This is a genomic window from Shewanella avicenniae (assembly GCF_017354945.1).
In the GTDB taxonomy this organism is placed as follows: domain Bacteria; phylum Pseudomonadota; class Gammaproteobacteria; order Enterobacterales; family Shewanellaceae; genus Shewanella; species Shewanella avicenniae.
The window spans coordinates 476,427-499,340 of the sequence record NZ_CP071503.1; the positions used below are offsets into that span (position 1 = coordinate 476,427).

Annotated in this window: 5 protein-coding genes; all 5 read right to left on the reverse strand. The window is 49.6% G+C overall.

Translation table 11 applies throughout. The features are described from left to right. Positions 1 to 26 precede the first annotated feature (26 nt). Positions 27 to 18,362 carry a VCBS domain-containing protein gene (locus JYB87_RS02090; protein ID WP_207355265.1) on the reverse strand — a complete coding sequence of 6,112 codons (18,336 nt, stop codon included), beginning with the start codon at positions 18,360 to 18,362 and terminating at the stop codon, positions 27 to 29. A 362-nt stretch (positions 18,363 to 18,724) separates the two neighbouring features. Then, a complete protein-coding gene (locus tag JYB87_RS02095) occupies positions 18,725 to 19,888 on the reverse strand; it encodes a heme biosynthesis HemY N-terminal domain-containing protein (protein WP_207355266.1) in 1,164 nt (387 codons plus the stop codon). After that, positions 19,885 to 21,048, reverse strand: coding sequence for a uroporphyrinogen-III C-methyltransferase (locus JYB87_RS02100; RefSeq protein ID WP_207355267.1), 1,164 nt, complete (start codon positions 21,046 to 21,048; stop codon positions 19,885 to 19,887). Before JYB87_RS02100 ends, JYB87_RS02095 begins: the two co-directional genes overlap by 4 nt. Before the next feature lie 40 nt (positions 21,049 to 21,088). Then, positions 21,089 to 21,808, reverse strand: coding sequence for a uroporphyrinogen-III synthase (locus JYB87_RS02105; RefSeq protein ID WP_207355268.1), 720 nt, complete (start codon positions 21,806 to 21,808; stop codon positions 21,089 to 21,091). A 12-nt stretch (positions 21,809 to 21,820) separates the two neighbouring features. Further along, positions 21,821 to 22,750, reverse strand: a complete 930-nt coding sequence (gene hemC, locus JYB87_RS02110) for a hydroxymethylbilane synthase (protein WP_207355269.1) — start codon at positions 22,748 to 22,750, stop codon at positions 21,821 to 21,823. Between the last annotated feature and the right edge of the window lie 164 nt (positions 22,751 to 22,914).

Genomic DNA, 22,914 nt, shown 5'->3' on the forward strand with positions numbered 1-22,914 from the left:
TTCTTGGATATTTAATAAGTTACCAATTATGGATGATGAGTGATTCGGCTACTTAGATCATCGAAGCTATCAGTAGTTGCATATGAGTTGCTTTCGCCTGATGCGTCAGTTTGCACAATAAGCGGTCCATCGCTCGATAATAAACTATTAATAACATCATTATCTGTGCCACTCATATTAACGCCGTTAAGTACTATTGATTGGTCAACGTGCCCATCAGCATCTGCATCAATTTCAATAGTTACGGTACTATTGGCCTGATCGACAATAAAGCCGAGATAACTTCCCAAGTCATCGCTACCATTCCATTGCAACAGATCACTTATATCGAGCTTATCACCTTCACTGATAGAGAAGTCAGTAATGACGTCTGTTCCTGTATCACCAGCTACCCAAACGAAAGTATCTATACCGCTGCCACCGGTAAGAATGTCATTACCTTGGCCTCCATATAGTAAGTCATTGCCTTCGCCACCGAGCAATACATCACTATTGGCTCCACCATCAATAATGTCGTTTCCACCTTGTCCAAAGATGACATCACTTCCTGAGCCGCCATTGAGAACATCCCCTTGATCATTGACTCCAGAAATATCAAATTCCGCGGTGTGACCAAGAATATACTGTTGGATGTCCAAATCTGACACGCTGGCCTGGTTCAGAGCATTTGCGACATAATCATGAATGGCGCTGAAACCTTGTCCGGCTATACCACTTAAATGAATAGCATCACCAAAAATGATGTCATTGCCATTGTTACCATTGATGGCATCAGAGCCAGGCAACAGTGTTTCAGATGACCCCATAATGGCTTGAGCGAGTGCGTGCGTATCAACACCTGTCTGGACCGTTCCTCCATTCGCAACAAAACTGTTAAGCAGGCTATTGTTAATTTGGCTACCTAGGCCAATAGCGTTAACAGTGATTCCATTCTCTTTGAAATAGTCAAATGCATCAATAGCTTGGTTTAATGCTTTTGTATTGTCTTGGGCTGTTGAACCGTTATTTTTAGTATAAGTATTCGGGCTGCCATCAGTAATAAAATAAGCAAGATTACTGTAACTAGCATTTTGGTCATTAAACCAATGTGCAGCACTGTCAAACACACTCTCGTAGTTGGTTCTACCACCGCTCTGCATACTTAATAGTTCGGCCGATAATTTGTCTAACGCATCGGGAATACCGTTCTTATCAACATCTTCGCTAGTTAAGGTAACTGAAACTTGGCTGCGAGATTGAGTATCAAAATCGACCAGTAATAGATTTACAACGCCACCATTCTGAACTGCACTTGACAGTAGTGATTCAAAAACTAATGTGAGTTGCGCTTTCATTTGTGAAAGTGACTGTGAGCTGATACTAGCGGATGTATCCACCATAAAGGCGATGTTGTAGCTTTGCCCTGGAACAACGGTCAGTCCGTCTAGATCGCCAATAATAATATCTTCATCGCTATTACCGCTGATTTCATTATCACCATGAGTTCCTTCAATGACATTCAGATTAATCGCCGGCGTAACAGAAATGTCAGCGATAGCAGTGTCACCGTCAGCATCAGTGATACCAACATTGAAATCTATAGTGTGGTCACCTATTCCTGTAATCAGTTGATATTGGTAGAAATCCCAATGTCCGGTACTTGGGGTGAATTGTAAGGTGAATACCAAATCGCTAGGGTCTCCAGCCGTTGTAGCTGTAATGGTATTCCCATTTTGTGAAACCTCTACCTTTACCTCTACGCCATTTGTTGTGAATAGTTGCGACTCATCGATACCCAGCAATTTTAGAGTACCGGCACCATCGGCACCCCAAGCGAAGTCCACATCACCAGAGGCATAGCCTATTGCAGTGTCTTCTGTACCAGTAAATTCTATGTTGCTTACGGTAAAGTCACTGTTGTCACCTGTACCAGTATTGCCGTTGCTGGCGGCCTTAATAATAACGGTGTCAAATCCTCCTGTGATGGCGCTGAAGCTTGCATTGTCATTGCCAGTAGAGTTAGCGGCAGTAACTGTTTGAGTCTCAACTAATTCACCATCGCGCCAGAACTCAATGATGGCAACTTCGCCTTCATTGGTTCCTTCTTTGACGTAAAACTTGGTGAAGTCGATGTCTAGACCATAGGCGATTGTCCCTTCATCTAATGTGATGATGAGTTGTTCAGATACTCCGCTGGTATCAGTATCGCTAGTGTAGCGAAAATCAACTTCGTTTGAGAATCCGCTGCTAGAACCACCGATACTGTTAACACCAATACCGTCGTTAGTGCCATATATAGACGCACTTGCTAATGATGCTTCATCAGTTGTTGAATCTGTAAAACCTTTCGCCGTAATAGTAAAACCATCAAAATCAATGAGCGATCTTGAACCAGCAAAATTAGTTAAGGCATAACTGCCGTTGAGAACTGTCGGAATATCGGTACCCGTTACTACAACAGATTCATCACTACTAATGACTGGTGAGTCATCTTCAACAGTAACGCTGAAACTACTATTGATAGCTTCTCGGTTGTTATCAATACCGCTTATCAAGAATTGCAGATCTAAACTGTCTTCGACGTTGATTTCTGGGTGGTCAATGGCGCTGAGCAATGTCACAGTGTAAGTCCACTCGTCACTGCCGTCAGTAGGTGCAATGAGTTGTATGGTAATCACCGCATCACCATCGACTGAGCCAGTAAGGGTGAGATTGTCAGAATCCCATCCGTCGTCCCAGTTAACAGTTTCGTTGCCAACAGCAATTCTCCCACCAATATACTGGACTGTGAGGCCGTTAGTTTGAACGTCCATTAATGTTATTACACCAGAAGATACAGCGCTCACAGCGCTTGAGTCGTCAACAACACCTTCCGGCAGAGCTTCTTCAGACACAACTGTGGTATTTGCTGGCAACACAGCAACATCCATTGATGACGCTACAGTGTATGTACCATCAGAGCCCAATACTGAAATGTCGGTAATGACTAGGTCAGAAACATCAAGATTGCCTGGTAAGTTACCTATCAATTTAACATTGACCGAGATGTTACCTTCACTGCCAGCGGCGATGGCACTACCGGATAACGTGAGTTCGATAACAGGGTTGCCATTACCATTTCCCATGCTGCCGTATAATGTTTGGCCGTCGGAACTTACAGTCCAATTCAAATTGAGTTCTTTACCGGATGTACTTTCAATATGAATCGTGTCGGTATGACCAAAGGTAAAATTCTCTAACGTGCTACTACCCGCTTTGAATCTCAAGGATTGCGTATCTAATTCGCTAGTATCCTCGCTAACTTCCAATCCAGTTGCAGAAACGGTGGCAAGTGCATATGAGGTAATCGCCGTTGGTATTACCGTGGATGGTGCGGCAAGTGTGATATCAATTGTACCTTCATTAGCATCGCCATCACTATCAGTTACATCAACATTAAATGCTAGATCTACAGCTTCTGTAGTGCTGACAATTTCTTGTGCAGATGTGCCCCGCAGTTGGAAAGACTGCCCATCCACAGCACTTAATTCAATGTAGGAAATAGCCCCCAAATCGCTAATTACATGTCCTGACTCAATATAGCCATAGCCCAAAAGAACACCGTTACTATCATAAGCTTCGTAATAAATAGCTGTTGGGTCATTATTGCCTACTATGAAGTTAAAGCTCGCTGACGCAACATGTTGCGTATAATCAACGACAAGAACTTCGTCACCAGAAACCCATGGATTTGACACACCAAAACCGTTGTCCGTGCCATTGACCTCTTCATAATGTCGATCAGCTCCTGCGAGACCTGAAAGTACGAATGAAACCTCTTGGTCAGAAGGCACCTTGACGGGATCGTTATAAATGGCATAGGTTGCTGTGTCCGAATCGTAGGTCACATAAACAGTTCCACTGATACCACCTTTACCACCTTCCAAGTCAGCAATATCAATAGTACTTAACTTATCAATGCTATGAACGAGATCTAACGTATAAGAGCCAATACTTCCGTCAGCATTTGCTGCCGTTGGGTCAGTTGTTAAGGTAAAAATCAGAATCTGACTTGCATTTTTACTTGAGAACTCAGTTACGGTGTCTTCGTTAGATGTATACGCGTATAGGATATTTGGATTAGATTCATCAACAAAGTAATAAACAACTTTACCGTTCGCTGTGAGTTCAGATGCCGCAAAACTATTCGTGGCTGACCAACTAGCAATATTATCCGTCAAACTTGATGAATATGGGCCGTCCGCACCGATGATATTAAGAGTATTTGTATAGCTAGAATCCGCAGCATTCGTGCCTGTAGAAGCTTCAGGTGTAGTAAATACAACATCGTCGGTAATGTTGATAACCAAGTTGCCAGCTGGTGATAGGTCACCATCGGCATCTGTCACCACAACAGCGAACGAGACCGAAGTGTTATCACCACTGGTGTTATCTTTCAGCGTGTAGCTGTAGGTAATGGTGCCAGCACCGGTTGCGGCGTCATAGCTGTAGCTTGCTGTCAGTCCATCAGCGAAGGTTTGCGGACTGGTTGTCAGTACGTGACCTCCCAACGACACTGCGCTGAGGCCATCGACAGAGGTAAAGCTAATGGTGCCCGAAGTGGTTTCGCTATTGCTGCTAGCATTGGAGCCTGCAGGTTCACCATCGCGTGCCGGTAAGCCAGCTTCATTCACCGTCGTAGTGCTGCCGCCTGCGTCAGGGATGACGACCGTCGGTGTGCTATCGCCAACCGCAATGGTGAGGGTGGCTGTGTCGGTATCACCATCGCCATCGGTTAAGGTGTAGGTAAAGACATCATTTTGACCACCGGCTGAGCCTGCAGTGCGGACATAGGTATAGTCGCCATCAGCATCAATAGTTAATTGACCATATTGTCCTTGGATCACTAATGCACCATCACTGTTGGTGGTGGCGATATTAGTGCTGATGTTATTGCTCGTGATGGCGGTTAATGTCGCATCATCAGCGCCGAGTGTATCGGCGCCACTATTGGTAGTGCCAGTTGCGGTGATGACGTTACCGCTGACGCTGTCTTCATTGCTCGCAATGGTGTCAGTGTCATTGACAGCAGTGACAACATCGTCGGTGATGTTGATAACCAAGTTGCCAGCTGGTGATAGGTCACCATCGGCATCTGTCACCACAACAGCGAACGAGACCGAAGTGTTATCACCACTGGTGTTATCTTGCAGCGTGTAGCTGTAGGTAATGGTGCCAGCACCGGTTGCGGCGTCATAGCTGTAGCTTGCTGTCAGTCCATCAGCGAAGGTTTGCGGACTGGTTGTCAGTACGTGACCTCCCAACGACACTGCGCTGAGGCCATCGACAGAGGTAAAGCTAATGGTGCCCGAAGTGGTTTCGCTATTGCTGCTAGCATTGGAGCCTGCAGGTTCACCATCGCGTGCCGGTAAGCCAGCTTCATTCACCGTCGTAGTGCTGCCGCCTGCGTCAGGGATGACGACCGTCGGTGTGCTATCGCCAACCGCAATGGTGAGGGTGGCTGTGTCGGTATCACCATCGCCATCGGTTAAGGTGTAGGTAAAGACATCATTTTGACCACCGGCTGAGCCTGCAGTGCGGACATAGGTATAGTCGCCATCAGCATCAATAGTTAATTGACCATATTGTCCTTGGATCACTAATGCACCATCACTGTTGGTGGTGGCGATATTAGTGCTGATGTTATTGCTCGTGATGGCGGTTAATGTCGCATCATCAGCGCCGAGTGTATCGGCGCCACTATTGGTAGTGCCAGTTGCGGTGATGACGTTACCGCTGACGCTGTCTTCATTGCTCGCAATGGTGTCAGTGTCATTGACGGCAGTGACAACATCGTCGGTGATGTTGATAACCAAGTTGCCAGCTGGTGATAGGTCACCATCGGCATCTGTCACCACAACAGCGAACGAGACCGAAGTGTTATCACCACTGGTGTTATCTTGCAGCGTGTAGCTGTAGGTAATGGTGCCAGCACCGGTTGCGGCGTCATAGCTGTAGCTTGCTGTCAGTCCATCAGCGAAGGTTTGCGGACTGGTTGTCAGTACGTGACCTCCCAACGACACTGCGCTGAGGCCATCGACAGAGGTAAAGCTAATGGTGCCCGAAGTGGTTTCGCTATTGCTGCTAGCATTGGAGCCTGCAGGTTCACCATCGCGTGCCGGTAAGCCAGCTTCATTCACCGTCGTAGTGCTGCCGCCTGCGTCAGGGATGACGACCGTCGGTGTGCTATCGCCAACCGCAATGGTGAGGGTGGCTGTGTCGGTATCACCATCGCCATCGGTTAAGGTGTAGGTAAAGACATCATTTTGACCACCGGCTGAGCCTGCAGTGCGGACATAGGTATAGTCGCCATCAGCATCAATAGTTAATTGACCATATTGTCCTTGGATCACTAATGCACCATCACTGTTGGTGGTGGCGATATTAGTGCTGATGTTATTGCTCGTGATGGCGGTTAATGTCGCATCATCAGCGCCGAGTGTATCGGCGCCACTATTGGTAGTGCCAGTTGCGGTGATGACGTTACCGCTGACGCTGTCTTCATTGCTCGCAATGGTGTCAGTGTCATTGACGGCAGTGACAACATCGTCGGTGATGTTGATAACCAAGTTGCCAGCTGGTGATAGGTCACCATCGGCATCTGTCACCACAACAGCGAACGAGACCGAAGTGTTATCACCACTGGTGTTATCTTGCAGCGTGTAGCTGTAGGTAATGGTGCCAGCACCGGTTGCGGCGTCATAGCTGTAGCTTGCTGTCAGTCCATCAGCGAAGGTTTGCGGACTGGTTGTCAGTACGTGACCTCCCAACGACACTGCGCTGAGGCCATCGACAGAGGTAAAGCTAATGGTGCCCGAAGTGGTTTCGCTATTGCTGCTAGCATTGGAGCCTGCAGGTTCACCATCGCGTGCCGGTAAGCCAGCTTCATTCACCGTCGTAGTGCTGCCGCCTGCGTCAGGGATGACGACCGTCGGTGTGCTATCGCCAACCGCAATGGTGAGGGTGGCTGTGTCGGTATCACCATCGCCATCGGTTAAGGTGTAGGTAAAGACATCATTTTGACCACCGGCTGAGCCTGCAGTGCGGACATAGGTATAGTCGCCATCAGCATCAATAGTTAATTGACCATATTGTCCTTGGATCACTAATGCACCATCACTGTTGGTGGTGGCGATATTAGTGCTGATGTTATTGCTCGTGATGGCGGTTAATGTCGCATCATCAGCGCCGAGTGTATCGGCGCCACTATTGGTAGTGCCAGTTGCGGTGATGACGTTACCGCTGACGCTGGCTTCATTGCTCGCAATGGTGTCAGTGTCATTGACAGCAGTGACAACATCGTCGGTGATGTTGATAACCAAGTTGCCAGCTGGTGATAGGTCACCATCGGCATCTGTCACCACAACAGCGAACGAGACCGAAGTGTTATCACCACTGGTGTTATCTTGCAGCGTGTAGCTGTAGGTAATGGTGCCAGCACCGGTTGCGGCGTCATAGCTGTAGCTTGCTGTCAGTCCATCAGCGAAGGTTTGCGGACTGGTTGTCAGTACGTGACCTCCCAACGACACTGCGCTGAGGCCATCGACAGAGGTAAAGCTAATGGTGCCCGAAGTGGTTTCGCTATTGCTGCTAGCATTGGAGCCTGCAGGTTCACCATCGCGTGCCGGTAAGCCAGCTTCATTCACCGTCGTAGTGCTGCCGCCTGCGTCAGGGATGACGACCGTCGGTGTGCTATCGCCAACCGCAATGGTGAGGGTGGCTGTGTCGGTATCACCATCGCCATCGGTTAAGGTGTAGGTAAAGACATCATTTTGACCACCGGCTGAGCCTGCAGTGCGGACATAGGTATAGTCGCCATCAGCATCAATAGTTAATTGACCATATTGTCCTTGGATCACTAATGCACCATCACTGTTGGTGGTGGCGATATTAGTGCTGATGTTATTGCTCGTGATGGCGGTTAATGTCGCATCATCAGCGCCGAGTGTATCGGCGCCACTATTGGTAGTGCCAGTTGCGGTGATGACGTTACCGCTGACGCTGTCTTCATTGCTCGCAATGGTGTCAGTGTCATTGACGGCAGTGACAACATCGTCGGTGATGTTGATAACCAAGTTGCCAGCTGGTGATAGGTCACCATCGGCATCTGTCACCACAACAGCGAACGAGACCGAAGTGTTATCACCACTGGTGTTATCTTTCAGCGTGTAGCTGTAGGTAATGGTGCCAGCACCGGTTGCGGCGTCATAGCTGTAGCTTGCTGTCAGTCCATCAGCGAAGGTTTGCGGACTGGTTGTCAGTACGTGACCTCCCAACGACACTGCGCTGAGGCCATCGACAGAGGTAAAGCTAATGGTGCCCGAAGTGGTTTCGCTATTGCTGCTAGCATTGGAGCCTGCAGGTTCACCATCGCGTGCCGGTAAGCCAGCTTCATTCACCGTCGTAGTGCTGCCGCCTGCGTCAGGGATGACGACCGTCGGTGTGCTATCGCCAACCGCAATGGTGAGGGTGGCTGTGTCGGTATCACCATCGCCATCGGTTAAGGTGTAGGTAAAGACATCATTTTGACCACCGGCTGAGCCTGCAGTGCGGACATAGGTATAGTCGCCATCAGCATCAATAGTTAATTGACCATATTGTCCTTGGATCACTAATGCACCATCACTGTTGGTGGTGGCGATATTAGTGCTGATGTTATTGCTCGTGATGGCGGTTAATGTCGCATCATCAGCGCCGAGTGTATCGGCGCCACTATTGGTAGTGCCAGTTGCGGTGATGACGTTACCGCTGACGCTGTCTTCATTGCTCGCAATGGTGTCAGTGTCATTGACGGCAGTGACAACATCGTCGGTGATGTTGATAACCAAGTTGCCAGCTGGTGATAGGTCACCATCGGCATCTGTCACCACAACAGCGAACGAGACCGAAGTGTTATCACCACTGGTGTTATCTTGCAGCGTGTAGCTGTAGGTAATGGTGCCAGCACCGGTTGCGGCGTCATAGCTGTAGCTTGCTGTCAGTCCATCAGCGAAGGTTTGCGGACTGGTTGTCAGTACGTGACCTCCCAACGACACTGCGCTGAGGCCATCGACAGAGGTAAAGCTAATGGTGCCCGAAGTGGTTTCGCTATTGCTGCTAGCATTGGAGCCTGCAGGTTCACCATCGCGTGCCGGTAAGCCAGCTTCATTCACCGTCGTAGTGCTGCCGCCTGCGTCAGGGATGACGACCGTCGGTGTGCTATCGCCAACCGCAATGGTGAGGGTGGCTGTGTCGGTATCACCATCGCCATCGGTTAAGGTGTAGGTAAAGACATCATTTTGACCACCGGCTGAGCCTGCAGTGCGGACATAGGTATAGTCGCCATCAGCATCAATAGTTAATTGACCATATTGTCCTTGGATCACTAATGCACCATCACTGTTGGTGGTGGCGATATTAGTGCTGATGTTATTGCTCGTGATGGCGGTTAATGTCGCATCATCAGCGCCGAGTGTATCGGCGCCACTATTGGTAGTGCCAGTTGCGGTGATGACGTTACCGCTGACGCTGTCTTCATTGCTCGCAATGGTGTCAGTGTCATTGACGGCAGTGACAACATCGTCGGTGATGTTGATAACCAAGTTGCCAGCTGGTGATAGGTCACCATCGGCATCTGTCACCACAACAGCGAACGAGACCGAAGTGTTATCACCACTGGTGTTATCTTGCAGCGTGTAGCTGTAGGTAATGGTGCCAGCACCGGTTGCGGCGTCATAGCTGTAGCTTGCTGTCAGTCCATCAGCGAAGGTTTGCGGACTGGTTGTCAGTACGTGACCTCCCAACGACACTGCGCTGAGGCCATCGACAGAGGTAAAGCTAATGGTGCCCGAAGTGGTTTCGCTATTGCTGCTAGCATTGGAGCCTGCAGGTTCACCATCGCGTGCCGGTAAGCCAGCTTCATTCACCGTCGTAGTGCTGCCGCCTGCGTCAGGGATGACGACCGTCGGTGTGCTATCGCCAACCGCAATGGTGAGGGTGGCTGTGTCGGTATCACCATCGCCATCGGTTAAGGTGTAGGTAAAGACATCATTTTGACCACCGGCTGAGCCTGCAGTGCGGACATAGGTATAGTCGCCATCAGCATCAATAGTTAATTGACCATATTGTCCTTGGATCACTAATGCACCATCACTGTTGGTGGTGGCGATATTAGTGCTGATGTTATTGCTCGTGATGGCGGTTAATGTCGCATCATCAGCGCCGAGTGTATCGGCGCCACTATTGGTAGTGCCAGTTGCGGTGATGACGTTACCGCTGACGCTGGCTTCATTGCTCGCAATGGTGTCAGTGTCATTGACAGCAGTGACAACATCGTCGGTGATGTTGATAACCAAGTTGCCAGCTGGTGATAGGTCACCATCGGCATCTGTCACCACAACAGCGAACGAGACCGAAGTGTTATCACCACTGGTGTTATCTTGCAGCGTGTAGCTGTAGGTAATGGTGCCAGCACCGGTTGCGGCGTCATAGCTGTAGCTTGCTGTCAGTCCATCAGCGAAGGTTTGCGGACTGGTTGTCAGTACGTGACCTCCCAACGACACTGCGCTGAGGCCATCGACAGAGGTAAAGCTAATGGTGCCCGAAGTGGTTTCGCTATTGCTGCTAGCATTGGAGCCTGCAGGTTCACCATCGCGTGCCGGTAAGCCAGCTTCATTCACCGTCGTAGTGCTGCCGCCTGCGTCAGGGATGACGACCGTCGGTGTGCTATCGCCAACCGCAATGGTGAGGGTGGCTGTGTCGGTATCACCATCGCCATCGGTTAAGGTGTAGGTAAAGACATCATTTTGACCACCGGCTGAGCCTGCAGTGCGGACATAGGTATAGTCGCCATCAGCATCAATAGTTAATTGACCATATTGTCCTTGGATCACTAATGCACCATCACTGTTGGTGGTGGCGATATTAGTGCTGATGTTATTGCTCGTGATGGCGGTTAATGTCGCATCATCAGCGCCGAGTGTATCGGCGCCACTATTGGTAGTGCCAGTTGCGGTGATGACGTTACCGCTGACGCTGTCTTCATTGCTCGCAATGGTGTCAGTGTCATTGACGGCAGTGACAACATCGTCGGTGATGTTGATAACCAAGTTGCCAGCTGGTGATAGGTCACCATCGGCATCTGTCACCACAACAGCGAACGAGACCGAAGTGTTATCACCACTGGTGTTATCTTTCAGCGTGTAGCTGTAGGTAATGGTGCCAGCACCGGTTGCGGCGTCATAGCTGTAGCTTGCTGTCAGTCCATCAGCGAAGGTTTGCGGACTGGTTGTCAGTACGTGACCTCCCAACGACACTGCGCTGAGGCCATCGACAGAGGTAAAGCTAATGGTGCCCGAAGTGGTTTCGCTATTGCTGCTAGCATTGGAGCCTGCAGGTTCACCATCGCGTGCCGGTAAGCCAGCTTCATTCACCGTCGTAGTGCTGCCGCCTGCGTCAGGGATGACGACCGTCGGTGTGCTATCGCCAACCGCAATGGTGAGGGTGGCTGTGTCGGTATCACCATCGCCATCGGTTAAGGTGTAGGTAAAGACATCATTTTGACCACCGGCTGAGCCTGCAGTGCGGACATAGGTATAGTCGCCATCAGCATCAATAGTTAATTGACCATATTGTCCTTGGATCACTAATGCACCATCACTGTTGGTGGTGGCGATATTAGTGCTGATGTTATTGCTCGTGATGGCGGTTAATGTCGCATCATCAGCGCCGAGTGTATCGGCGCCACTATTGGTAGTGCCAGTTGCGGTGATGACGTTACCGCTGACGCTGTCTTCATTGCTCGCAATGGTGTCAGTGTCATTGACAGCAGTGACAACATCGTCGGTGATGTTGATAACCAAGTTGCCAGCTGGTGATAGGTCACCATCGGCATCTGTCACCACAACAGCGAACGAGACCGAAGTGTTATCACCACTGGTGTTATCTTGCAGCGTGTAGCTGTAGGTAATGGTGCCAGCACCGGTTGCGGCGTCATAGCTGTAGCTTGCTGTCAGTCCATCAGCGAAGGTTTGCGGACTGGTTGTCAGTACGTGACCTCCCAACGACACTGCGCTGAGGCCATCGACAGAGGTAAAGCTAATGGTGCCCGAAGTGGTTTCGCTATTGCTGCTAGCATTGGAGCCTGCAGGTTCACCATCGCGTGCCGGTAAGCCAGCTTCATTCACCGTCGTAGTGCTGCCGCCTGCGTCAGGGATGACGACCGTCGGTGTGCTATCGCCAACCGCAATGGTGAGGGTGGCTGTGTCGGTATCACCATCGCCATCGGTTAAGGTGTAGGTAAAGACATCATTTTGACCACCGGCTGAGCCTGCAGTGCGGACATAGGTATAGTCGCCATCAGCATCAATAGTTAATTGACCATATTGTCCTTGGATCACTAATGCACCATCACTGTTGGTGGTGGCGATATTAGTGCTGATGTTATTGCTCGTGATGGCGGTTAATGTCGCATCATCAGCGCCGAGTGTATCGGCGCCACTATTGGTAGTGCCAGTTGCGGTGATGACGTTACCGCTGACGCTGTCTTCATTGCTCGCAATGGTGTCAGTGTCATTGACGGCAGTGACAACATCGTCGGTGATGTTGATAACCAAGTTGCCAGCTGGTGATAGGTCACCATCGGCATCTGTCACCACAACAGCGAACGAGACCGAAGTGTTATCACCACTGGTGTTATCTTGCAGCGTGTAGCTGTAGGTAATGGTGCCAGCACCGGTTGCGGCGTCATAGCTGTAGCTTGCTGTCAGTCCATCAGCGAAGGTTTGCGGACTGGTTGTCAGTACGTGACCTCCCAACGACACTGCGCTGAGGCCATCGACAGAGGTAAAGCTAATGGTGCCCGAAGTGGTTTCGCTATTGCTGCTAGCATTGGAGCCTGCAGGTTCACCATCGCGTGCCGGTAAGCCAGCTTCATTCACCGTCGTAGTGCTGCCGCCTGCGTCAGGGATGACGACCGTCGGTGTGCTATCGCCAACCGCAATGGTGAGGGTGGCTGTGTCGGTATCACCATCGCCATCGGTTAAGGTGTAGGTAAAGACATCATTTTGACCACCGGCTGAGCCTGCAGTGCGGACATAGGTATAGTCGCCATCAGCATCAATAGTTAATTGACCATATTGTCCTTGGATCACTAATGCACCATCACTGTTGGTGGTGGCGATATTAGTGCTGATGTTATTGCTCGTGATGGCGGTTAATGTCGCATCATCAGCGCCGAGTGTATCGGCGCCACTATTGGTAGTGCCAGTTGCGGTGATGACGTTACCGCTGACGCTGTCTTCATTGCTCGCAATGGTGTCAGTGTCATTGACGGCAGTGACAACATCGTCGGTGATGTTGATAACCAAGTTGCCAGCTGGTGATAGGTCACCATCGGCATCTGTCACCACAACAGCGAACGAGACCGAAGTGTTATCACCACTGGTGTTATCTTGCAGCGTGTAGCTGTAGGTAATGGTGCCAGCACCGGTTGCGGCGTCATAGCTGTAGCTTGCTGTCAGTCCATCAGCGAAGGTTTGCGGACTGGTTGTCAGTACGTGACCTCCCAACGACACTGCGCTGAGGCCATCGACAGAGGTAAAGCTAATGGTGCCCGAAGTGGTTTCGCTATTGCTGCTAGCATTGGAGCCTGCAGGTTCACCATCGCGTGCCGGTAAGCCAGCTTCATTCACCGTCGTAGTGCTGCCGCCTGCGTCAGGGATGACGACCGTCGGTGTGCTATCGCCAACCGCAATGGTGAGGGTGGCTGTGTCGGTATCACCATCGCCATCGGTTAAGGTGTAGGTAAAGACATCATTTTGACCACCGGCTGAGCCTGCAGTGCGGACATAGGTATAGTCGCCATCAGCATCAATAGTTAATTGACCATATTGTCCTTGGATCACTAATGCACCATCACTGTTGGTGGTGGCGATATTAGTGCTGATGTTATTGCTCGTGATGGCGGTTAATGTCGCATCATCAGCGCCGAGTGTATCGGCGCCACTATTGGTAGTGCCAGTTGCGGTGATGACGTTACCGCTGACGCTGGCTTCATTGTTCGCAATGGTGTCAGTGTCATTGACAGCAGTGACAACATCGTCGGTGATGTTGATAACCAAGTTGCCAGCTGGTGATAGGTCACCATCGGCATCTGTCACCACAACAGCGAACGAGACCGAAGTGTTATCACCACTGGTGTTATCTTTCAGCGTGTAGCTGTAGGTAATGGTGCCAGCACCGGTTGCGGCGTCATAGCTGTAGCTTGCTGTCAGTCCATCAGCGAAGGTTTGCGGACTGGTTGTCAGTACGTGACCTCCCAACGACACTGCGCTGAGGCCATCGACAGAGGTAAAGCTAATGGTGCCCGAAGTGGTTTCGCTATTGCTGCTAGCATTGGAGCCTGCAGGTTCACCATCGCGTGCCGGTAAGCCAGCTTCATTCACCGTCGTAGTGCTGCCGCCTGCGTCAGGGATGACGACCGTCGGTGTGCTATCGCCAACCGCAATGGTGAGGGTGGCTGTGTCGGTATCACCATCGCCATCGGTTAAGGTGTAGGTAAAGACATCATTTTGACCACCGGCTGAGCCTGCAGTGCGGACATAGGTATAGTCGCCATCAGCATCAATAGTTAATTGACCATATTGTCCTTGGATCACTAATGCACCATCACTGTTGGTGGTGGCGATATTAGTGCTGATGTTATTGCTCGTGATGGCGGTTAATGTCGCATCATCAGCGCCGAGTGTATCGGCGCCACTATTGGTAGTGCCAGTTGCGGTGATGACGTTACCGCTGACGCTGTCTTCATTGCTCGCAATGGTGTCAGTGTCATTGACAGCAGTGACAACATCGTCGGTGATGTTGATAACCAAGTTGCCAGCTGGTGATAGGTCACCATCGGCATCTGTCACCACAACAGCGAACGAGACCGAAGTGTTATCACCACTGGTGTTATCTTGCAGCGTGTAGCTGTAGGTAATGGTGCCAGCACCGGTTGCGGCGTCATAGCTGTAGCTTGCTGTCAGTCCATCAGCGAAGGTTTGCGGACTGGTTGTCAGTACGTGACCTCCCAACGACACTGCGCTGAGGCCATCGACAGAGGTAAAGCTAATGGTGCCCGAAGTGGTTTCGCTATTGCTGCTAGCATTGGAGCCTGCAGGTTCACCATCGCGTGCCGGTAAGCCAGCTTCATTCACCGTCGTAGTGCTGCCGCCTGCGTCAGGGATGACGACCGTCGGTGTGCTATCGCCAACCGCAATGGTGAGGGTGGCTGTGTCGGTATCACCATCGCCATCGGTTAAGGTGTAGGTAAAGACATCATTTTGACCACCGGCTGAGCCTGCAGTGCGGACATAGGTATAGTCGCCATCAGCATCAATAGTTAATTGACCATATTGTCCTTGGATCACTAATGCACCATCACTGTTGGTGGTGGCGATATTAGTGCTGATGTTATTGCTCGTGATGGCGGTTAATGTCGCATCATCAGCGCCGAGTGTATCGGCGCCACTATTGGTAGTGCCAGTTGCGGTGATGACGTTACCGCTGACGCTGGCTTCATTGCTCGCAATGGTGTCAGTGTCATTGACGGCAGTGGCAACATCGTCGGTAATCACAACATCTAAGGTGTTGCTAATCGAGCTGTTGTCTTCATCTGTAACAACAACATTGATGCTGTCTGTAAAGGCAGAGTTTGTCGCGCCAGCAGCACTGTCATTGTCGACTGTAGCGTTCAAAGTATAACTGTAGTTGACGGTGCCGCCTGCGGCATCACCAGTAAACCCGGTGAGCGTCAAGGTGCCATAGAGCGTTGTGATAGTCACAGGTGTGCTTGCGCTTAGCCCTTGTAACTGAGTCAAAGTCAGTGGCGTACCTCCCACTGAAAGTGTCTGCAGTCCATCGACACTTTCAAAGCTAAAGCTGCCCGAGTTGGTAAGTGCTGCGAAGTCAGGTGAAGAGCCAGTTTCAAGATTGGCTTCTGCTACCGTTAATTCGCTGCTTTCTGCATCAAGGCCTGTGAGAGTTACACCATCATCGACACCAGTAATAGTGACATCTACAGTGGTGGTGGAACCATCGGACAGTGAGACCGTAAATGTTTGTGGTATCACTTCACCATCATTTAATGCCTGCACAATGTCTGCATCGTTGTTGAGAACGTAAGTCCAAACACCGTTTGTACCAACAGTAAAGGTACCGTACTGATCGGTAACGCTGTTAGCCACGAAAACTAGATCCGGATTGTCGGCGTCAGTAGCCGTTAAGGTGCCTCCGGCACTGAGAACAGTATCTTCAATAACAGCACCCGAATCTTCAGAAATGATCGGAAGATCGTTGGTACCGGTAATGGTGACAGTCACATCTTGGGTGTCGGTTGCCCCAAACTCATCGGTAACCGTGACCGTGAAGGTTTCCGTTCTGGTTTCGCCTTCGGCTAAGAACTGCACTGCATCATTGTTGAGGGTGTAGATCCACGCGCCAGTGGTTGGGTTGACACTGAAACCACCATAGGTGCCGGTGTCATCGCCAGAGAAAGTGAGCACTGCGCCATTATCCACATCGCCAGCAGTGATGGTACCGGTGGCTGTCAATGCGCCGTCTTCTTGTACGTCGCCCGTATCAACGGCCGCGCTAATCACGGGTGCATCGTTCGTGCCTGTAACGGTAATCACCACTTCTTGGGTTGCTACGCCGCCGAACTCGTCGGTGACAGTGACAGTAAAGGTGTCAGTGTGAGATTCACCTTGCGCCAGCGCTTGTTGGTTGGCGTTATCAAGGGTGTAAGTCCATTCACCGGTGGTTGGGTCAATCGCAAAGCTACCGTAGGTGCCGGTGTCATCACCGGAGAAGGTCAGGACTGCACCAGTATCGGCATCGTTTGCTGTAATGGTGCCGGATGCGGTGAGCACCAGGTCTTCTTGAACAGAACCGCTGTCATCGGAGGCTTCAAGGTCAATCACTGGCACGTCGTTGGTGCCGGTGATAGTAATATCGACAGTGGTGGTTGAGCCGTCAGAAAGGGTTACGGTGAAAGTTTGGGGTACAACTTCACCCGCCGTCAGAGCTTGCACAATTTCTGCGTCGTTATCGAGGACATAGCTCCATACGCCATTGGTATCAACAGTAAAGGTACCGTAAGTATCGGTGACTGTGTTGGGCACGAAGGTTAAATCCGGGTTATCTACGTCAGTGGCGGTTAAGGTCCCGCCCGCACTGAGCACAGTGTCTTCAATTACAGCGCCTGAATCATCTGAAATGACAGGAAGGTCATCCGTGCCGTTGATGGTGATATCAACAGTGGTGTTCGAACCGTCAGACAGGGTTACGGTGAAGGTTTGTGGAACGGTTTCACCAGAACCTAGAGCTTGTACTGCGTCGGCATCATTGTTAAGGGTATAGCTCCACTCGCCATTCGCATCCACGGTGAAGGTACCGTAGTCATCGGTGACAGTGTTAGGCAAGAAAGTTAGGTCTGGATTATCTATGTCGGTGGCGGTTAGCGTGCCCCCAGTTGTAATCACTACATCTTCTTGCACACTGCCTGTATCGGTTGAAATAACGCTGTCATCAGGTACTGCGTTAACAACAATTGTCAGGGTAGCGCTATCACCCGCATTGGTGGTGTAGGTGATAGTTGGAACGGTGCCATTCCAGTTTTCATTTGGGGTAAATGTGTAACTACCATCTGCGTTGATGGTGAGTGTCCCATTTTCTAAAGTAGCTGTACTGCCAGCGTCGTAATTACCGCCTTCTACTTCGAACGTCGTGACTGATAATGTAATGCCTGCTGCGGTGTCGTTATCGAGCACATTACCGGTCGCAACAGTGTCTTCGTCGATAGTATTGACGTCATCTACCGCAGTAGCAGCAACATCATAAGTTGGCAGCGTTGTATCTGTGGTGGTAGCGCTAACACTGAAAGTCCCAGTGTCATAACCAGAACTTGCAATGACTTCTGAACCATCACGATCGAGGGCGACATAACCTGAGTCACCTTGATTGGCTAGGTTACCACCAGCGGCGGTTTCTGGCAGATTTGCAGTTGGATCTTCACCCGCAGCAATTAAGTCTTGAAGCTGTTGGATTTCGGCATCTAGTGTATTTGCACCTGTTGAGCCACCTTCAGTTGAGGGTACTGTGTCAGGGGCTTCGGCGAGTGGCGACGTACCGGCATCATTTAACGCCATGGTAGTACCTGAATCGGTAACGATCTGAGCGGATGCGTTATTGGCAATAACTAACTGTGCTCCTGCTGGCACGATTTCTCCTTCCTGGAGAGCACGTGTTGAGCCATTGACAACAATTGAAATTTGGCCTTGCAGACCAGTGATTTTGCCGCCTTGCGAGATTGTTACAGTATTCATACGAGCCCCTGCTTACTCTTAGTCATCCGTGATGCAAAAGAGTGTTATTTACATTGGTGTTTGGAATGTAAAAATATGCCGTTTAGTCTAACAATTTTAGGTGAATTCATTGTGTTGGTCAAATTTTTGACACCATATAAAGTTCAATCAAAACATAGCGATAAAGTTAGATGTGATTATTTTTTGTTTCAACTTTGTGTAAAAACTGACGTTTTGAAGTTTTTGAAATATAAAGGCGAGATTTTATAACGATGAGTGATAATAGTCACAAAATTGTGTAAAGCATATTTCTAAATGTAGCTGGGGTTGCTAGGAACATAGGGCCTATGTTCCTAGCTTTGTTGTTAACTGATTGATTCTAATTATATAGTAGTAGCTGCTGCTCTATATGCATCTGCAGCGGCTTGATGGTTTGCGAGTTGCTCATGAATTTTGGCCAATGCCAAAAAGTGAGCGTGGGTAGGATCAAGCTCGGTTAATTTTTTCACAGCGGCAAGTTGTGCGGTGAAATCTCGTTTTTGCGCATAAGCCGCCGAAATGCAGCGTTGATAAGCAATTCGATTGTCACATTTTAACTGTTGAGACTGAAGTTGCTTTAATAGGCTGTCATCATCTGTGGTAATGATTTTGGCAATTGCATGGTAAACGCTATCACTGGTGTCATGCTTTAATTGTTTAGCTAACACTTTTATTGCTTCGGCGTGTTGTTCTAACGTATTTAGCATCAATGCATAACAAGCGATGACATCATCAAGCGCCTTTTCTTGGCGGCTTAACCAACCCCAGCAGTTATTGAGCTCTTCAACGGTTTTGGTTGTTTTGAGTTGGTTGGTACAACAGGTAATTGTCAGTTGAAGCTGCTGTTTTTCATCGATGATTTGACGCTTTAATAACGCTGGCAACAAGGTTCTAAGTGATGTCCAGTCCGGTTGTGCTAAATAAACATCTTTAGCGAGCTTGAGCAGTGGAGCCTTGCTTTTACTGGTCGGCTTCAGCTTATTCAACTCAGCGCGAGCGGCTTCAACGTCACCACTGCGTAACAAATAGCGAGTGCGTGCTGCTGTGACCGCTTCAAAAGCAACTGGTACCTCTGCTGCTTTATCGAGATATTCATCGCGTTCTTCGGTTTTCAACTGATGCTGTGCCGCACGTGCAGCTGCGAGATAGTTGAGCACCGGAATTTCGCCTTGCTCGGCCCCTTTGCGCATGGCCCGTTCGGCGGCACTCCAGTTTTCTTCAGCCATTGCTAACGCGCCAACGAGTGTATGTTTGCGCGCAGCTTTACGGCGCCATCGTTGCGGAAGATAGCGGCTATTCAAAACCAATCTTAATAGCGCCACAATTAGCCACTCAACGAGCTGCAACGCACCGTAAAAGACCACCATCGCGATGACGGCGAAGATAACACTGGTTTCCAGCTGCCAGCCTAGAAAGGAGATGTAAACATACCCCTTGTTGCCGACAATGAGTGGACTCAGCAGCGCGCCCGCTAAGATAACGAGCAGATAAAAAAGTACCCGTATCATTCAGTTACCTCCCCATTTGGCATGAGGTTGCCGTAGGTGACTAACTGTTTGAGCAATTTACTGCACTGAAATTGTTGCACGCTTATGGCATCAAGTTTGAGGCTTGCCAGCGCTTCGAGACTCTTCAACACCTCTTGAGTATTGTCATTATCTAAGTCGTAATATTGCTGGATCCACTTGCGCGCCATGGTGATTGATTGACGGTAGTTCAACTCATTGTATTGATAGAGGGCGAGCTGTGCTTGCAGTAATTTATTGCGGATATTTTCTTCGAGGTACCACTCTTGTTTAGCCGACAGCAATGGCGTGACATCGGTACTCACTTTACGGATGGTAAAGAAATCCTCTTTTAATGCCTCCCAGGTTTTGGCGAGGTTAGTACGCCAATCACTGAACGAATTAGACACTCGTTGATCATCAGCTGCGGGTTCATCGGCTTGCTGAAGTTTATTAAGCGGCATTTTTTCCAGTTTGCTAATGATCCCATCGAGGGTAAATACGGTGCCAGCAATATCCGCATTTTTAATTTCACTGACCGCATTAATATCGGCGGCAATCGCTTTACGCAATGGCACTAATGACGGTTCTTGCATCGCTGCGATACGTTCATCAGCGGCTTGCAGTAAACTGGTTGCTGTTTGCGGATCTTTTTCTAGCCACAATTTACGCCCTGCGATGCGCACCAAGTATTCAGCTTCGGCTGCCATCCAATGATCCGGGTGACGTTGTGCTAACGTGGCAACTTTACTGTTCAGTTGTGCTTGTGATTCACTGATTTTTTCCAACTCATTTCGGGATTGACTCAGCTGTTGCTCGGCACCATGTAAGGCGTTATTTAACGCGGAAAATTTAGCTTCTGGCGCTAACTTTGCTTGATTAATATCGGCAGCCAACTGCACATTTTGCTGCTGTTGCACGGTGATTTGTTGGTACAGATAATAGCTAACACCGAGCCCAGTGAATGCGAGTAATGCAACCAGAAACAGGCAGAATTTGAGAAGCCATGAGCTGTGAGATTGCGTTGTGGACTCAGATTTAACCAAAGGGGTTTCAGTGATATTTGCTTGTGGCTCATCATGGGTGAGCGTTGGCTCGGCAGCATGTTCGAGCAGTTGCTCTTCAGTGTTGGAACGTTCCAGCTGAGATTTCTCGTTGTCCATATAACTGTCCTAGGTATTAGAAGGCCAGAGGCAACAGCGATTACAGCGATAGTGCCTTTAACATTGCGGCATCATTGGCTGCACCAGCGTTGACGACGAAGCTTAGTCCTGCTTCGTGAGCTTGCTGTTGTACTCGAATACTGGGCACTATGATATGACATGCTTGCAGCCAAGAAAAATTTTCTTCGCTGGTCAGTGAAATAAGATTAGTTAGGGCCTCACCGCTGGTGAGCATTATGGTATCAATACCGAACTGTTGCCATTCATTGATAATGGCGAGGCGGTCATATTCTGGGCAGTGACGACGGTAAACTTCGTAGTAGCTGACCTTTGCCCCAAAACTACTGAGCTGTTCGGCAAGCGTTTCTCGACCACCAACCCCGCGAACGATCACGATGTTTTTATGTGTTACCGCATCAGGTTGCAGTCCAGCGAGCGTGAGCAAGCCTTCTGTTTGTTGGTTATCTGCGGGCGTACCAAACGCTTTGATGTCACGTTTTTGCAATGCGTGTAAGGTTGCATCACCCACGGCATACACTTGGCAATTAGCAGATAACACATCAGCCGAACATGTAAGGTATTGGACTGCGTTTGTACTGATAAAGATCAGAATGTCGGCAGATTCAAGCAGTGCAGTTGATGGTTGCGGCAGGGCGGACACGGCCAATAATGGCGTGACTAAAAACGGAATCCCTTGTTCTGTCAGGGATTCCGCCATCGACTGGTTTCGGCCATCAGGCCGAGTCAGCAAGATTTTCATCTTATGGATGAATTAGTTACCGTAAACGGCTTGCAGAATTGTTTTGGCACCTTTGCCTAACAGTTCATCTGCCAGTGCGATACCAAGCGCTTCTGCATCAACTGTTTTACCTGTGATTTCACCACGGATCACTTCAGAACCATCTGGGTTGCCCACTAAACCGCGCAGCAGCATTTCATCGCCAGTGATTTCGGCAAATGCTCCGATAGGCACTTGGCAACCACCTTCCAGGCGGGTGTTCATTGCGCGCTCAGCCAGCACACGGTAACGCGTTTCTTTATGTTCAAGTGGTGCGAGCAAAGCTTTTACTCGTTCGTCATCAGTGCGGCATTCGATACCTACTGCGCCTTGGCCGTTTGCTGGCAAAGATTCAGAGGTCTCGATGTAGCTGGTGATGCGCTCTTTCAGCTCCAAACGGATAAGACCCGCTGCCGCGAGGATAATCGCATCGTAATCACCAGCATCCAGTTTGCTCAAACGGGTGCCCACGTTCCCCCGCAGATCTTTGATCACTAAGTCAGGACGGCTTTCACGCAGTTGGCATTGACGACGCAGACTTGACGTACCAACAACAGCGCCTTGTGGTAATTCGGCGAGTGATTTGTAAGTGTTTGAAACAAAGGCATCACGCGGATCTTCACGTTTGCAAATCACTTGTAAACCTAAGCCTTCTGGAAACTCAACAGGTACATCTTTCATTGAGTGTACCGCGATATCCGCTTGGCCTTCGAGCATGGCCACTTCCAGCTCTTTTACGAATAAGCCCTTACCGCCAACTTTCGCCAAAGGAGTATCAAGAATGATGTCACCTTTGGTGCTCATTGGTAACAACTCAACCTGCAAGCCCGGATGGATGCGCTCCAATTCTGCTTTGACAAATTCTGCCTGCCACATGGCGAGCGGACTTTTACGAGTTGCAATGCGAATAAGATTGTCAGACATGCTCGAAATGTTCCGTTAGTTATGTAATGTAAGTAATTGCGGCAATGCTAACATTGCCAATCGCGTATTAGCACGAGCCAACCCGCAATCTTTGCATTTCCCTATTAGGTTAATTAGTTGAAAATGTGATCGTCATCCCAATTGCTTGCTCGATGTGATAGACG